The organism is Blautia sp. St.27G3, assembly GCF_059728505.1.
The window spans coordinates 355,795-371,841 of sequence record NZ_BAAGFO010000003.1 but is presented as its reverse complement, the minus strand read 5'-3'; the positions used below and the strand labels follow the sequence as shown (position 1 = coordinate 371,841).

The following is a 16,047-nucleotide window of genomic DNA, read 5'->3' as shown; positions in this document are numbered from 1 at the left end:
GTTAAAAATCAAAAAAATTAAAAACGGGTGACTTTTTTTGGTGCCCTGATCGCGAAAAAGTCATATTTATTTTCAGTTTTTTTCTTCTTACTTACAATATTCGATCTCCTTAGCTGAGCCAGCTGCCATCCAAGTAGAGCAATACAATATGCACGGTCATCATGCAACTTACGAGCCTTATCAGGTGCAAGGTCAAATCTGTCCTTGCCAGAAGATTGTTCAAATCTATAAATATTCACCAATTCTGTTTTAGCTGCATTAATTTGTTTTAATGCAAGTTCCTCATCAAGAGTGAGATACCGTGTTTCTGTAATCACGCTGCTTCCCTTTTTGGATAATTCTTTTTCTTCTTTTTCTGTAGGGTAATTTTGTCTCAATGTTTTGACTTTATTTTTATCTACTTCATAAATCAGTTCAATGTAACCCTTACCAGAATACTCCTCCGGGAAACTGATTAAATTTGAATCTATCATCTTAATTAACGATTCAAAAAGCTCAGACTTGTATTTAATAGGAGATATAAGGCGTAGTTTATCCTTGACAGCGTCAGGGAATCTTTTCTGATCTCCGTCATTGAATTCAGGATCAATTAATCCTCTACGTGGATTACCGTCAACATCTACCCAGTCTTCGCATAAAAAGTCTGTAATTGGGACACCGGCTCCACCAGATCCAGCATCAACCAATAGCGAGATTAAGCTGTCATATGTAGCGTCTTGTGAAGGAACATATCCTGCAAGAATTTGCTTTAAGATTTTAATCTGATTTGGCGTATCAATAGGTGTCTTTTTCTTTTTCATAACGTCTATGAGAGATACAACATTGACTAAATTCATTTTCCAGCCTTCATGATCCTGATAATATTCACCAATAGCTATGATAGAGTTATCGTGCTGACGAGCTGGATCGTATGCAATGCTATAAAATTTATCTGGATCCCCTGTATTGTATAGTACAGGTGGCATAGGATGTGAATTTTTGATAATAGAAGCTCTTCGGATAATCTGACCATTACCGCCTTCTGTTGTGAAAATATTTCCATACTCGCGAAGACCTGCTTCTTTATCTTCTCGCATACGAGAATCAATGATTTCCTGTGTCAGAAGAGGCTCAGGCAGCGGAACTCCGTGTTTTGTAGCCTTAATAACCATGTCAGAATTAATGTCTGCACAGAAGTAGTCTTTGTCTCCAGCATCCATACGGAGCGAAGCTTCCCTATATTTCTTGAAAAAGTATTGGTCTGTACGACCGGCAGAAGAGGCGTAGATAAGCTGATTTGCAAAAGGCAATGGCTGGGCTTTCAACGTATTATCATCTAAGTTAGTACCGAGACGGAATTTCGAACTTTGTGCACAGAAAGGTTCAGATGTGGTAAATAACTCTTCGTCACCAACGAAGCCTGCTTCATCATAAAAGTTTAGATTGGAACGTTTACTCCTGTTATTGTCGACTGCGCCGTTCAGTGTGAAAACGCGGCTGTTGTTATACAGTTCAAATTTATAAGAAGATGGATTATGGACAAATCCATTCCCTGTTGCTGCATTTTTTACGACTTCACTTTGATACACATCGGTTAATGTTAAGAAACTTGGAATTTGGTTATAGACAAACTTTTCAATTTTGGTGAAAAGCTCAATAGACTGAGAACCTACACCACATAAGATGTAAGTCGTGTGATTTGGGATCAGAAGAGTTTTAGTCATAATAAAGATAGAACCCATAATACTATTGTGAGTAACTGTATTTTTTTCTCCGCACAAATATAGATGAGATGGAGAATCAACCATTATACATTTAGTTGGACGACTCTTGACAGGACACACTGATATAATTGACTTGTATTGTGATCTGATATGCATATAATCAGTTAATAGGTTCTTTTTACGACTTAAGCGGAAATATTGTTGAGAGTTATCTAATCTGAAATGAATGCGCAATGTTTCAAAAGATTTTCCATTGCACTTTTTAAGAGTTTCTTTGATTTGATGTTTCACTCCTAAAGAAGTAAGGAGCGATGAAACACCATATATTATAGAAGCATGTTTTTTACTCTGTACAAATTCACATTTATTTTTACCATCATTAGATATGTATCCATCTGTATCCAACAAACCGGCCAACAAGTCCACACGCTGTTGAATTGAAGCATGTAAATATTCATCTGGGATATGTTTATTTAATAGTAACCCATTTTCGCGAAGCAGAATTAGTAACGGCACGTCGTCAGCATTGTGAATTGTTATCCTTTTATTATCGCCGTGATCGTTAGTGACTGAATACACCTTATAACCTCGTTGTTCTATGCATCTTATCATATCCTTATAATCTTTATTAGAAGATGTTATATTTCCATGTGCAGATGCTCCATCTCCAAGCCACAAACCTAATATGTACGGATCTATTGGTAATTGTTTCTCTTCAACCTGTATAGGTCCTGGCGATGGAACAGAATAACGATATTCTTTCCAAGTACATCTCCATGACTGTAAGTCTTTGCGTGGAGGAAGTAAATAAGTATCATACATTTCTTTGGTGTTTATAACTTTAAATCTATTCCCATGCACACGTACATGCCATAAATGATCTTCGTCAGCAACAATTTTTTCTCCATCGGAAAAAGTAATTTCATAACAGTTATGATTGTAAAATATTGGAGACGTATTTACCACCTTAGTAGGCTTGCCATTTTCATCATAAACGTAGTCTCCAACTTTAATATCGCGCATTGTTTTATCACTTGTAGGGGTTGGGATCCTGGTGTTTAAATCAAGAGCTTTACCAGAATTTCTACTACAACACCATACTACGTACGGAGTATTCCAACTCATCATAAAAATATATCTTTGGTAGTCCATGAATTCTACACCGAAAATTTCTTCAGCAAAGAACACAGGATTCCGCCTACCCCATTGAATGAACTCACACCAACGCTTATACTGATCCTGCATACGCGTGGTCATATTATATAGGTTAGGATTTTGATATATCTCATAATCGCTTGGAAGATACAGGCCATTTTCATTTAACACTAATCCCATAATTAAGCACCTTGGGATATTTTTAAAGTATCTTTTAGATCCATATTTTCAACCAAAAGCAGACGCAAGGATTCTAACGCTGCGTCACGTTCTTTCGTCAATTTCTCTACAAGTTCTATTTTTATGTCTTTAATTTCCTGAGCAATGTTGTCATCATAACCGATTTGTAGATGTCTCGCTTTTTCACTCAGCTCAGCCACCTGACGCATACCTTCACAGGTTTCGTAGTCAAAAGTATTTATCTGGGCATCTCTGAATCCTATTTCGGACAAATGTTTAATTTTCCCGGACAGGGTATTAGCTCCCTTTGATTTGTTAGAATTGTTGTTGACTGAAATACCGTTCTCTTTTGCTAGTGTGTTTGCTGCATTATTCAAACGGGCAACTACACCGCTCAGTTTATCCAAGGATGGAATGTTACTTGGCAACTCTGATGCATCATTCACATAACGATCCAATGTATCGTTTATTTTTTCAATCTGGTTATAGGTCTTTACGATCTGGATGATAGCCCTCATTTTCATGCCATCATCTTTTGCATCCTCATCTATAAAAGATATCAAACTTGCATAAAGCATAGGTTTATCAGCAGAATTAGGATAATTTGCGAACGGGTCATAACCAATTGCAGCAATAACATCCCTACGGTTAATCTCACATTCCTCCATGGCAGCCAGCCTAGCTTGCCGTTCTTTCTCAAATTCCTCTTCTTCAAGTTCAGATGGGAGAGCAGCGTCCAATTTACCAAGCTGTGTGTTACCCTTAAATATATCGCCATCTTTCCAACGCATTCCGTTATAATTACGCATAGACACATTTTTAATATAGTTTGACCAAATATTCGCTGTGGCTTTTGTAGTATTCACATTCATTGATTCATAGTAACTAGCATCCCACAGTGTGCTAATGAATGGCTTATCTACGTATTCTAGTGCCAGCATAACCGATGCTTTTGTTGGCCCTTGCAGCACACCATCGTGTCCACGTCTACATGCCAGTGCTGTTATGCATTTTTTACAGTAGGGTGCATGGCCAGAAGCCAGTCTCGGATCTGTACTTTGATAAAATGCATCAGCCTTTAGAAATCTGCCGCACATATGGCAGTAATAACCATTCCGGATTTTCTCAAGATCTGTGGTTAATTTTTCGATTTCTTTTTGTAGTTTTTCATTTTCTGCTCTTACTTCAGCTATAGGTTTTTTGGGTTCCTTTGTAGTAGTAGTGAGTTTTCGTGTTGCTATATTAATCACCCCGATCAAAAAAATAAGCACAGCGACAAAACGCTATGCTTATTTTCTAAAACTTCTTTTCATAGTCTTATCAAAAATTAATTTAAGATAATTTTATATTGCTCAGTGCAGCCATAAATATAATCAATTCCGTAAATTTTTACAGATGATTTTGTACCTTTTAAGATAGAATCGCTATAAGGACATGAGCCTACAAATGAAGGTGCTACGAAAACTTCCGCATCGTGTGTTACGCCTTCGTAACCAGATATACACTTATTATTGTGCAGATGTGCGATGAATAGGTAATCTACAAATTCCCTTGTTAGCGATGTATAATCCTTAATTACAGTATCTATATTTTTTACCTGGTGTCCGTGCATGGCTAAGATATTATATTTATGAATAGGTATACGTATATACGGCTTGTTCTCTTCAGCTAATACCACTTTGATGTTTTTATTATTGATACATAGGTCGCGTATATAATTACCTATAATATACTCAATATCTTCGTTAGCCAATTCATTTGCTTTAGTCCCAAGCGGCCTAATCTGCGTATGGTTTGCTTGTGGTGCATGGTAATATCTTATTTTTGCATAACCAGATAGTTCATTCAAAAACATGGCTATCAGGCGGCTTACCTCAACAGTAGAACGGACAATAGAAGTTTCATTTAAACGTATATCACTTACACGTAAAATCCCCTGTATCATATCACCGAGCGATACAACATTTAATATAGAAACATTATGGGTAATAATGAAATCTATCATTTTTCCTGTCAATAATTCAAACCGTTCTTTTGCAATCAAAGTAGAGTATTCATTATTTTCACTCTTAAAATTTGCTCCGTAATGGACATCAGCCAACGTTAAGAGATACTGCATGTCACTGTGCTCAACACAATTATGTTCCACCGGTACCCTGAAAGTAGGAAGTGGCAACGTTTCAATAGTATCCTTAATTTGTTCATAATACAGCTGCTGACGGTACAAGCTTCTATCAAAGCGATTCCTTTCAAGATTTAATGTCTGTGCTTTGATCTTTTCTGCTTTTTCCATGTCTATAATAACAGTATCTTCCAGTTGATTTTGGCATTCTCGTTTGTAACGTTTACGGTATGTACTTTCCGTATAAGACTGCCCAAGTTCCTTGTTTATTATATTGGCCACATCTTCCCATGTGCCGATTTCATCCTTTAAAGCACAAACGCGGAGCATAAACTCCGCGTCCGTTTCTTTACTATTCCTGTTAAGGTCCAAAGTGACTATTCCTCACTCGGAAGTTCTTCATCTTTCGTAATTCGGATACTGATACCATCAACACCGTCCCAACTTTCGAGTAGCTTATCAATATAATAAACATTGTCACCATCTTTCAGGTGTTCTGTAATTGTTCCTTCTGCAAGGTTGATTGTAGCTTTTGTGTATGTAACAGTACGATTTGACTTTGCCATTGTTTCTCCTTACGCGTTCACAGAATTTTTAATACCAGAATACAGCTTAGCCTTCACTCTGTTTTTACCAGCAACCTTAACTGTTTCACCAGTAGCCGGATTACGTGCCTCATGTGACTCAACGAACTCAGAGATTAGAGATAATCCAGACGGAAGGATTTTAACCTCAACTTTTGCATCCGGTCTTGCCTGCGCCAGCTGTGCCTTTACTACTTCATCCATAACATTCAGCAGTTCTGCTACTTCCTTCTGTGTCTTTCCTGCTGTGAGAGCAACGGCTCTAACAAATTCTTTTACGTTCATAGTGATCTTAGTATTGTTCATAATTTTAAATCTCCTTTGATTTCATTTTTTAAAAAAATTTTTATCCTAGAGTATTTCATCCAGGGTGACATCTTCTCCAATGATATAATCTACACAGCCAAGCTCCTTGGCTTCCTCATTGGCATACATAAAGTATTCTTTGTTATAAATTGAGTCGTAAAACTCAGGTGTAATTGCTGTATGACTAACGACAAAATCCTTAGATCTTGCTTCCATCTCTTCAAAAAATTTAAACGTATCTTTTGCTTTGGCGTTGGAATTGCTTAATGAAATTTCACCATCATGGTTTAGTAAGATAGAATTCTTAAAAGCATAGCGTTTATGTCCAGAAATGAATAAGTAAAATGCCATAGAAGAGCAGTTAGACATACAAACTGTATAGACGGGTGTTTTACTAGCTTCAATTACATCAATTAGGTTGAAACCAGATACCATATCGCCGCCAGGCGACTGAATGTAAAGCTTGATTGGCTTGCGCTGATCAACAGGCAATCCTTTGTCTTCATGATTAAATCTTATAATCTGCAGCGTAATATCTTCCAAAATATCCACGTCCACTGTATTATTAAAAATCAGGATGCGTTCATCTAAGTAATGTCGGATTAATGATTCTACTATAGTAGTATCCTCTGGTCCGGGTAATTCACTGAAAAATAAGTCTTTCTTCATCAATTAACCTCTTATATTTTTATAGAGTTGCAGTTTTAGCACCAGTTCTGCTTCTGGTATTTTAGTAGCTACTATTCTGATAAATGTGTTTACAATTTTTAATCCAGCAAATCTGCCATAGCAGCAGTTTCACTACGTTCAGTCTTTTGTAACTGAATATAACCAAATCTTTTATGACCGGCAAGTCTTTGTACGGTAGACAATAACCCATTATTCATCATAAAAATTTCACTGTCAGTCTGCTTAAAATCTCCGTTCATCCATAAAGCAGAACCTTCTCCAACTCGACCAATAAGTAATTGGACATGTTCTTTTGTGAGATTCTCTGCCTCACTTACATAGATGATTGTGTTTTTTATATCTCTGCCATGCATGAATCCTAAATGTTCAATTTCAATAGAACCTTGTAACATTTGCATTTCCAACCCTGCTTGTCCTCCCAGATGATCAGCCAAGGGCATGGCATAGGGCAGTAGTTTCTCTAACTTAGAACCAGGTAAAAATCCAATGTCATTTGCATTTTTTACCCCTATTGCATTCCTAATATAAAGCATTTTCTCAAATTTACCATCTTCTATAAGCTTTAATGCATTAGCAATCATTATATAATCTTTGCCGCTTCCAAATTTTCCAGACAAAATATTGATTGTCTCAGTTGGATTTTGCAACATATCAAATGCTAGAACTTGCTGTGCATTCCTAGGCTTGATTTTGCCCATAAAGTGGCTATTAATTTGCTTATAAGATAAAGCCTTGTACTCACATCCATTCCATTTCTTATAGTCGACAATCTCACCGTCAGATTTCTTCACTATCAAATACTCATTTTCCAGGCAGCCAAACTTATTCACATTCAGGTTGCAATAAAAATCGCTCATTTCTTCGTCTGAAAGAACAACCTCTTTGTATCCAGTATAAACTTCTTTTTCTACAATAAGTTCGTCTACACCTGTAACAAATTGTAGCTTGCCAACCGATCTGGCTAAACATTTTGCAGCGACGTCTTCAGAAACAAATGTGATCGGTAAGCCTGTATTACTCTCTACACTCTTAGCAGCAGCAATAATAATTGCATCTGGGCTTATCTCAAGATTCATATCATATACACTGTTGATAATATCTAAGGAGGTGGGGACAACAGTATAGTCTGCATGATATTGGTCTAACAGCTTAGCACACTTGCGCGCCTTACATTTCACATCTGCGTCTTTATGAGAATTTACTTTGATACTTTCAATCTCTTGAAGTGTCTGTTGTGATATAAAGAAATGACCTTGATGGAATGCTTTTTCTTGTAGTATTAATAATGCATTTGTGTCAAAAAATAATTGCCTTTCTTTGTCCATTATGAATCCCTTTTCTTATGATAATTTTTTCCTTTTGAGCGCTTAGCATTATTTCGTGCTTTCCACCGCTGGAAATCCTTATCATCAGGATTAAGACCAAGAATACTCCATGCTGTAAAAGCAAGGGTATCGACAGCATAATACCTCTTACCATTGGCGTTCTTATTTTTCGAAGTAACAGTGACACCGTTTAACTTTGACTTGTCAACGTACCCTTTTTGGATCAGTACGTTTAACTCTCGTTTCCCGATAAGTTTGATAATTTCTCCTTCTTTCTGTGTGAATTTCTTCCTATTATAATAGGAAGATAGTGCGCCTGGAGGGAATCGAACCCCCGACCTCTCGGTTAAAAGCCGCTTGCTCTACCAACTAAGCTACAGGCACGTGTGTGGTTTACTTCGGTACATGTACCGAAGTCATTGTCATTCTTTGTAAGGGTATACCACGACCGCTCACATCAGTTGGGGGCGACCCAACAACCTTTAAACTTTAAAGGAGGATGCCCCCTGCGGGACTCGAACCCGACATTACGACCTTGAAAGGGTCGTGTCCTTTCCTAGTTAGACGAAGGGAGCATAATAGGAGAGTATAGGCAGCGTTTTGCTGCCATCTCTCCATTAGTGGTGTGATAGGAGCTTACCCTATACATGATTTCCACCAATGGCTTAATTTTTTAACAGTAGGAGTATCTATCAAAATTAGATACCCGTAATACGAGTAGTGAGGCTCGAACTCACACGGTTGCCCACTAGTTCCTAAGACTAGCGCGTCTTCCATTCCGCCATACTCGCGTACGCCGAGCGGAGGTGTCGATCCCCATACGCTTTCGCGTACATACGGTTTTCAAGACCGCCTCAGAGGCCGCTCTGATTCACTCGGCAGATGTCGGTAACAGGACTCGAACCTGCACGGTCTGTGACCATCGGAGCTTAAATCCGATGCGCCTGCCAATTACGCCATACCGACAGAAAGTAGTGTAATAATGCATATTTTCAATCTTTTGTATGAAGAAACGGTAGCGGTGAGTCTCGATCTCACATGTCTCTTACAAGACCCTTACTTAGCAGGCAAGTGCATTTGCCAATTCTGCCACACTACCATATTTTGTATTACTACCTACCTACTTTTGACGCAACCATATTTAGAGAGTTTGATCTTGTTGTACATTCAATAGATAGTAATACAAATAGCGGGTACAGGATTCGAACCTGTGTACATAGGTTATGAGCCTATTGTGGATCCTCTCCAGCATAACCCGCAGTTGAGATGACCGGATTCGAACCGACGACCTCACGATCCCAAATCGCGCGTTCTAACCAAACTGAACTACATCTCAATACGGTCAGCACCCTGCTAACTGACCTTTTATGGAAAGGAAGGAGCACACTGCGAAACAAATTCAGCAAATAGTACACGCAGGGTTAATGGGTGAGGAGGGAATCGAACCCACTCGAGTCGTAATGACAGCAGATTTACAGTCTGCCCCGTCTCCTTAACGGTTTACTCACCCATAAATTGCACGACTATACAGCCTAAAGGACAACTATGAGATAATTACATAAACTCTCTAACCAATGTACATAGGGTTTTATCGAAGATTGATATAAGACAATTGCTTAATTAACATTAAGAGAATTAATTAAGTAAGAATTGGAAGATTGAGCATGTTACCATTGAACATTCCATCACACTTGCTGAAAGCACTATATTGCTTTCCTTCTTTATAATAGATTATGTCCAGTAGGCAGATCCAAAGCACCTGCCTACATCTTTATCCTTCTCACAGAATGTTTTGGTTTCTTAATTAACGCATTAAGAGGCGTATGTAAATTTATAGTTTTCGCATAACCGTGCAATATTTTTTATATATAGAAGAGTGGCATCAATCCACTGCTTCTAATTAGAATTCAATCCAAGTTATACAATTGGAAATCTGAAGAGCCGCATCCACTTCACTATTAAATCCGGAAATCCAATGTTCCAATTCTTCAATTTTACTTTCTACGTCAAGCGGATCCACAAGAGCGTACTCATTTGCTATTCTGATCGGATCAATCATCTCAGAATAATCCTCTTTCTTCCCTTTTGCTTCCTTACCAAGCATAGTCTCGATATATCTGTCAATTTTTTCTTCCATTGCCAGATTATTTTTGACAGACTCCTTACGGGCATTATTAAGCTGAGCTGTCATAGTATTCAGCAACTGCACCTGATAGGTAATACTTGTCTTAAGTTCGATAGCTTCCGCAACAGTCATCTCAGTACCATTAATCTGAAGCTTTGTAACAGCGTTAGATGCTACGACAGCAGCCTTAATTCTTGCACGCCTATCCATCAAATCATTAATTGACTGGAATGTGGCTTTTGCTTTTGCATTAAATTCATCCTTCGTACAATTCGGTGTTACTTTCTTTTCCACAATCTTAGCAGTAGCAACAAATGAACTGTTCATAATTTCCTTACGAATACGTTCATCCAACAACTTAAGCTCATTTAAAGCTTTTGTGACCAGCATTTTTTCTTTTTCCATTTTTCATATCCTTTCCTTGCGCTATGCGCATGATTATTTTAGTCTTTCCTATAGGGTCTCTTAAGCAATGCCTAAAAGACCCGTATAATTACGGCGTATTTTTAACATTTCAAAAAAAATATTGTACATTTTTAGGCCGTTTTTTGTATTTTTTTGAATTTTATTCCGTATAATGAGATGTCCCCATCAGGATCTTCTTCAAGTAAACTAATCCCTGTAGTTGACTGTTTTAACAACTCGAAAGCCTGATTGTTTCCTATATTAAATAGGATCTTTAGCACAAAGTCTGAGTTATCACCATCTTCAAGCTTCCTTATTAGCGCATACAATGTTTCCAGATTCAAATCACTTTTGTTAATAGAATCTATCAGTTCATTTTCAGCCTGTAAATAAAACTGGTATTGGTCAGAACTATCCGTGTATTCACTCCATATATAATAGGAAGTCTTTTTGAATTGTGAGATCTCGTACAAGATTCTCTCAATATGTCTTCTGCTTGGACGCAGTACATTTATTGGAGTAAGGATCTCTGAAATGTGGACCGGCTTACGCCTGATCCTTGGACTTTTATATTTAGACAAGATGTCTGCTAGATAATCCATAGAAGTATCATGCTTGAGATAATTCTTACGCTCTTTGTTATAAAACCCTTTTACTTTATCGACATGACCAAAGAAGTAAGGCTTAATATAACGCCCTTTATGATCTCTTCGCATCCACTTATCACGCAACATCCGTAGCTCATACTCATTATTGATGTCGAATTCCTTTTTTGCTGAGTCAATTTCCAAACCAGACATTACATTTAATTGACAAGTATCGTAATACAACTCCTTGATGTCCTCGTAACTTGCTCCATTATTCAGCTTATGCCACATCAGAGTTTGCAGCTCCTGAGATAAATTTACGATTTCGCCGATCTTATTTACAGATGTCTTGATGTCAAGATCAGCCTGTTGTTCAGGAGTGTAATATCTTTGTGTCTTAGTAGATTCAACGGCACTTGTAGATACTTTAAACTTGTCATAGTTCCTCTCTGCTATAGAAATAAGCAGAGAATCATTGGTTAATAGCATCGTGTCCGAGTCAAAATCTGCGCCACTTAATTTCTGTAAAATATTCTCTTTGATGCTATTTATGCAGACAATTTCATTTGTAAGATTAAAATATGTATCAATATCACTATTGTGTACGTTATTACACAATAGAATGTTAGAGACACATACATGCGGACTTCTCGTTCCAAGTAATTTCTCCCTGTTCTTAAACCTCTTACTACATACATTCCCTACACCCAAGCAGCTATTACCATCAAACTGTCCAATAGAATGTGTCAGCATTTCTAATGGATTCCCAAAGAGAGTAGAATAGTTGCCCTTGACTAATACATGTCCATACATCAAATTCTGCTTATATGCTGCAATGGTATTCTTGCAAAATTCCCAGTACATTTTTGTGTCAGTAAAGTGTTCATTGATACCCAAAAGCTGAAAGACAATATCGTTTTTGCTCAAAGTCTTGCTCATCCTGATGTCAGAGTCTTCTGGGAGTTTAATGTGATGCCGTAATACTGCAGGTTCGGTTTTTAACAGATCCATATAATATAAGGAAGGTTTTAAGAATTCATACATTTCGTTATATGAGAATTGAAGTGTGTTTAACAGTTGATAATGTACTTGGACCATACGCCCATCAAAGAAGTGGGTCTTTTTCTCATGTTTTACAACCCCAAATGTAGAACCGGTAGATCTCAGCCATTTTTTTATACTTCCGAACTTCGTATATTTAATGCTACTTGGCGTAGTAATCAATTTAATTTGATTTACGTCTGTAGCTAACGTTACCCCATTCAGCTGTTCTACACTTATGATACCGTTATCTGTAAAAAATTTTTGGATATTTGTGTTGAATGCACACGACTTAAAGAAATGATTCCGTAGGAGGATCATACCATAACATGAGTATTCTCCCATAATAGATACATCTATTAAACTTTGACCGTCCCATATAGAGTTTGAGACAGTAATTTCTTCTTCGCCGGTCATTAGCCTACCATCAACAGATCTGGTAGCAACTACGTTATCCTTAAAAACGCTATCATAATCATCAATCACTAAGATTGAAGCCGGATCAATTTCTATCGTATCTATAATAGAACTGAGTGTAAGAGCCATATACGCTTCGAGAGCAGCAAGATCAACTGGTTGTCCTCGGTTTATCTTAATCCCATGCATATCAAACTTATGCATGACCGGATACATTCGCTCATCAATGAACAAACATTTACCTACACGACTTGATCCTGACGAACGTTTAAATCTGACGTAATGAACTCCTTCAAAATAGAATCCGTTGGAATACAATTCCTGCCTTAGCTGTGAAACATTCATCACAGTATTGATGTAACTCGTCTGGTATTTACCATCTACATATTTAAAATTTTTCCCTAGATAACAGGCATTTACCGGTTCTTTAACTTTAGTATCTACCTTAATAGCAATCAAGGTTCCATCTTTGATCAATACCCCGGTATCAGGTAGATCTTCGTCTAATCTATATCCGTTCTTGACATAGATATTGTTCCCGATCCTGTTGTATTCTTTCACGCTATACTTAAAAGTTACATTGATAACTCTAGTAGTATGCTCATAACCATTTGCTATAAATGAAAACTGTTTATTCCGGTAAACTCTGTCATATACCTGCCTAATCTTTATTAGATCCAAGCTATAATCAAGAACGTTTATAAATTTTTTCATATTGATTGTCCCATCACGACGCGTTAGGGTGTAACCTTCTAGCGATTCTTCCACCAGATGGTTTGCTATATATAAGTCCTTCGCATCTACTGACGGTATTCTAATTCCTTGATTATCCAAGTAATCACTCCTTATTTATGATTTTTTTTACTCCGTTCAAGCGTTTATTTTACCCAATCCCTTATTGTAAATAGGAACTATTGAATTTGACGTATTGCTACCCATGTATTATACTGTCAAGCGGATGAAGGTTACTGCGCGTGTAACCTTACGCGCCACCCGATAGTTATACTGCAAAGTGCAAATCAATTCTGAGCAATCTGCTCATCAAAATTTCCATGTATTAACTTGATGTGATCGGCATCGGAAAGGGGGTGAGAGATGAAACCAGATCACAGGTATAAACTCGCAGCAATACGACTTATAGTAGCATTCCTTGTTACTATGTATACGATTTATGGCGGGTTTAGCCGTGCCCCAAAATCATTTTCTTTAAATTTAGAAACTGATCATTCTAAATTTGAAGTAAATTGCGAGTTTAACAGCTAAAGAATAAATCTGCACGAGGTACTTTTCTTGATATTTCTTCTTAAGGACGCTTATGATTTTTGCCATAAGCGTTTCTTTTATGCCCACGGATTAATCTGACCATCATTGGTATCAGCCATGTAATGTCTGAATGCAGACCACCGATCAGCATCAAACGGTTTTACAAAATGCATTGCTTTGACTCTTTCAAGAGCGTCCTGCAGTTTATGAGTAGACGGCCTCCAAGTTTGAGCAATCTCCATAGCTGCTTCAAAATCCTCTGCTTTAATGTTTCCGATCTTACTTACCCCAAACGGCCTACAAATATCATGATTGATCCAACTCATAAAGAATGGTTTCCAAGCGAGAGAGTAGTTACCGGCCTTGAATTCATCACCACAGGACATAGGACTGAGCAGATCATTACGCACACGAGACAGGTAAGTTGCCTTCAGCTTAGTAAATTCTTTAGAGTGATACCCAAATCCGAGTGTATTAGTTATATCTTCCTGATGCTTGAGCCGTTCATCCATAGCAGTAATCGCTTGCTGTGCGTCAGCAATATTTTGCATGATCACTTCCTGCGTCTGAATCATATTATTCTGCATAGCCTCTACTGCCTGCATTTTAGCTTCCAGTGTCTTTGTAGCACGCGCTGTTGTGATAGTGTTTGTTGTTTTTGCCATATAAATTTTCTCCTTTAATCTCTATATTTTCTATTATTCTTCTATAATTATTGAATCTACATGTTGCATATGAACATACTGTTCCATTTCCTGTACCCAAGAAGATACTTGGTATACAATGTCAGCGAGATTCTGTCTGGCGACCTCACTATCTCCGAGCGCTTCCATACAGCGTTTGTATTTGATTGGCGCAAGGTCTTCTTCAAGAACACGCCGTATCCTTACCACCAATCCAGATAGCTCAGTAGCAGCATTGATTTGCTGTGTAATTTCACTTCTTTGCTTGGTTAAAACTTCCATATCCTTCTTCAACTGTCTGTATTTCTTAGCATCCTCTTCAGTCAGTTTGGCGTAATTCTCATAGTGGTTCTTCTTTGCTGTCATATCTTTCAGCTGTTCTTCCAACAGCATAATTTTACTGCGTTGCTTGTCTGCTAAAGCATAATCAGTACGGTCTACTTCACGTATGGCAGCAGGTCTATTTTTCAGCTGCTCATTTTCTTCTTGTAATGCTTGTACTGCCTGCTCAAGTTTCTCTTTCTGGGCTTTGATCTTCATATAAGCTTTGTTGGTACTGATTCTTCCTTCATCCCAGTCAGCAAATTCCGCCGGTGTCAGCGCGTCTCTATTCTCAGCAATGAATTTCTCTCGTTCGTACTGCCAACCAGAACCTATCCCTAGTTTTTTGGCGATAATATTTCTGACTTCTCCTGTTATACCCCCCGAAGAATTCTTCGTAGGGTCTTGCTCCTTACCAGATAACATTCTATCTAAAGCTTTCTCTACCTCTATTAAACTAAGTCTGCTGGCATACTCAAGACGTTCAGTCTTAGTAAAGCTCTTGCGTGCCTCGTTCTCAGAGATTTCAATGTTCAGTTTTTCCTCATCATTAAGACTTCTCCATGTACGGACCTCTATCTGATTGAATCCCAGTACCCTACAAGCACGAAGCCGTCTTTCACCAGCTAGAAGAGTGAACGTTCCATCTTCTTCCGGAATGACGACAGGTGGATTAATCAGGCCGTTCAGCTGAATATCTTTAGCCAGTTCTTCAATGTCTCCGAATTCCTTACGGATACGGTCGTTTGCATTAATCTTGTTTATGTCTACTAGCAACCTTTTCCTCCTTTATGTGCGTATTTATAACTCCATCCCAGTCTTTAAGCTTTTTAGTCTTACTCATATCATTTTCTTTCTCTTGTCTTTCTTTATCCAGCTTTGGCATCAGTTGTTCTACAGCTTTCTCTATGATACGTTTATAGTCTTCATCCTCTTGATCACCTATGTCTACTCTTACAAACTCAAGATATGATCTGTTTTCATAGTATAGCAACGTAATCAATCGAGACCTCCTAATAAATTCTACATTGTAAACTACTTGTCGTTTGTTATGGTTAAGTTTATATTCCGCATTAATACTTATGGATGCCTTATATTTCACACCATTTATCGTTACTTTTTTTGAAGCTATCATATTTT

12 protein-coding genes and 8 tRNA genes are annotated in these 16,047 nt (G+C 37.7%); all 20 read right to left on the bottom strand.

The genetic code is table 11. The features are described 5' to 3' along the window. Nucleotides 1-17 precede the first annotated feature (17 nt). On the bottom strand, nt 18-3,038 hold the full coding sequence (locus AC6I2O_RS15870) for an LAGLIDADG family homing endonuclease (protein WP_497743230.1): 3,021 nt from the start codon (nt 3,036-3,038) through the stop codon (nt 18-20). Between the two features lie 2 nt (nt 3,039-3,040). Then, nucleotides 3,041-4,288: a YonG family phage-derived protein gene (locus tag AC6I2O_RS15865; RefSeq protein WP_497743349.1), complete on the bottom strand. Its 1,248-nt coding sequence runs from the start codon at nt 4,286-4,288 to the stop codon at nt 3,041-3,043. Nucleotides 4,289-4,365: 77 nt separating this feature from the next. Then, entirely contained in the window at nt 4,366-5,532 is a 1,167-nt protein-coding gene (locus AC6I2O_RS15860; RefSeq protein WP_497743229.1) for a hypothetical protein, read from the bottom strand. A gap of 5 nt (nt 5,533-5,537) precedes the next feature. Then, nucleotides 5,538-5,726 (bottom strand): YonK family protein, encoded by a 189-nt coding sequence (locus AC6I2O_RS15855; RefSeq protein WP_497743228.1) that lies wholly within the window; start codon nt 5,724-5,726, stop codon nt 5,538-5,540. 9 nt (nt 5,727-5,735) lie between these two features. Beyond that, entirely contained in the window at nt 5,736-6,050 is a 315-nt protein-coding gene (locus tag AC6I2O_RS15850; protein ID WP_497743227.1) for an HU family DNA-binding protein, read from the bottom strand. Nucleotides 6,051-6,095: 45 nt separating this feature from the next. Next, nucleotides 6,096-6,719 carry an ATP-dependent Clp protease proteolytic subunit gene (locus AC6I2O_RS15845; RefSeq protein WP_497743226.1) on the bottom strand — a complete coding sequence of 208 codons (624 nt, stop codon included), beginning with the start codon at nt 6,717-6,719 and terminating at the stop codon, nt 6,096-6,098. Nucleotides 6,720-6,817: 98 nt separating this feature from the next. Beyond that, nucleotides 6,818-8,065 (bottom strand): PhoH family protein, encoded by a 1,248-nt coding sequence (locus AC6I2O_RS15840; protein WP_497743225.1) that lies wholly within the window; start codon nt 8,063-8,065, stop codon nt 6,818-6,820. A 311-nt stretch (nt 8,066-8,376) separates the two neighbouring features. Further along, nucleotides 8,377-8,449, bottom strand: a tRNA-Lys gene (locus AC6I2O_RS15835). A gap of 116 nt (nt 8,450-8,565) precedes the next feature. Then, nucleotides 8,566-8,640, bottom strand: a tRNA-Glu gene (locus AC6I2O_RS15830). Between the two features lie 137 nt (nt 8,641-8,777). Next, a tRNA-Leu gene (locus AC6I2O_RS15825) sits at nt 8,778-8,856 on the bottom strand. A gap of 92 nt (nt 8,857-8,948) precedes the next feature. Beyond that, a tRNA-Leu gene (locus AC6I2O_RS15820) sits at nt 8,949-9,031 on the bottom strand. A gap of 47 nt (nt 9,032-9,078) precedes the next feature. Beyond that, nucleotides 9,079-9,164, bottom strand: a tRNA-Ser gene (locus AC6I2O_RS15815). Nucleotides 9,165-9,252: 88 nt separating this feature from the next. Further along, a tRNA-OTHER gene (locus tag AC6I2O_RS15810) sits at nt 9,253-9,324 on the bottom strand. Nucleotides 9,325-9,326: 2 nt separating this feature from the next. Further along, a tRNA-Pro gene (locus AC6I2O_RS15805) sits at nt 9,327-9,401 on the bottom strand. Between the two features lie 89 nt (nt 9,402-9,490). Further along, a tRNA-Tyr gene (locus AC6I2O_RS15800) sits at nt 9,491-9,575 on the bottom strand. A gap of 390 nt (nt 9,576-9,965) precedes the next feature. Further along, nucleotides 9,966-10,595: a hypothetical protein gene (locus tag AC6I2O_RS15795; RefSeq protein ID WP_497743224.1), complete on the bottom strand. Its 630-nt coding sequence runs from the start codon at nt 10,593-10,595 to the stop codon at nt 9,966-9,968. Nucleotides 10,596-10,726: 131 nt separating this feature from the next. Then, nucleotides 10,727-13,474: a hypothetical protein gene (locus AC6I2O_RS15790; protein WP_497743223.1), complete on the bottom strand. Its 2,748-nt coding sequence runs from the start codon at nt 13,472-13,474 to the stop codon at nt 10,727-10,729. A gap of 506 nt (nt 13,475-13,980) precedes the next feature. Continuing rightward, entirely contained in the window at nt 13,981-14,568 is a 588-nt protein-coding gene (locus tag AC6I2O_RS15785; protein WP_497743222.1) for a hypothetical protein, read from the bottom strand. A 33-nt stretch (nt 14,569-14,601) separates the two neighbouring features. Then, the gene (locus AC6I2O_RS15780; protein WP_497743221.1) at nt 14,602-15,684 is read right to left on the bottom strand and encodes a ParB N-terminal domain-containing protein; all 1,083 of its coding nucleotides are present in this window, start codon (nt 15,682-15,684) and stop codon (nt 14,602-14,604) included. After that, nucleotides 15,659-16,042, bottom strand: coding sequence for a hypothetical protein (locus AC6I2O_RS15775; protein WP_497743220.1), 384 nt, complete (start codon nt 16,040-16,042; stop codon nt 15,659-15,661). Before AC6I2O_RS15775 ends, AC6I2O_RS15780 begins: the two co-directional genes overlap by 26 nt. Between the last annotated feature and the right edge of the window lie 5 nt (nt 16,043-16,047).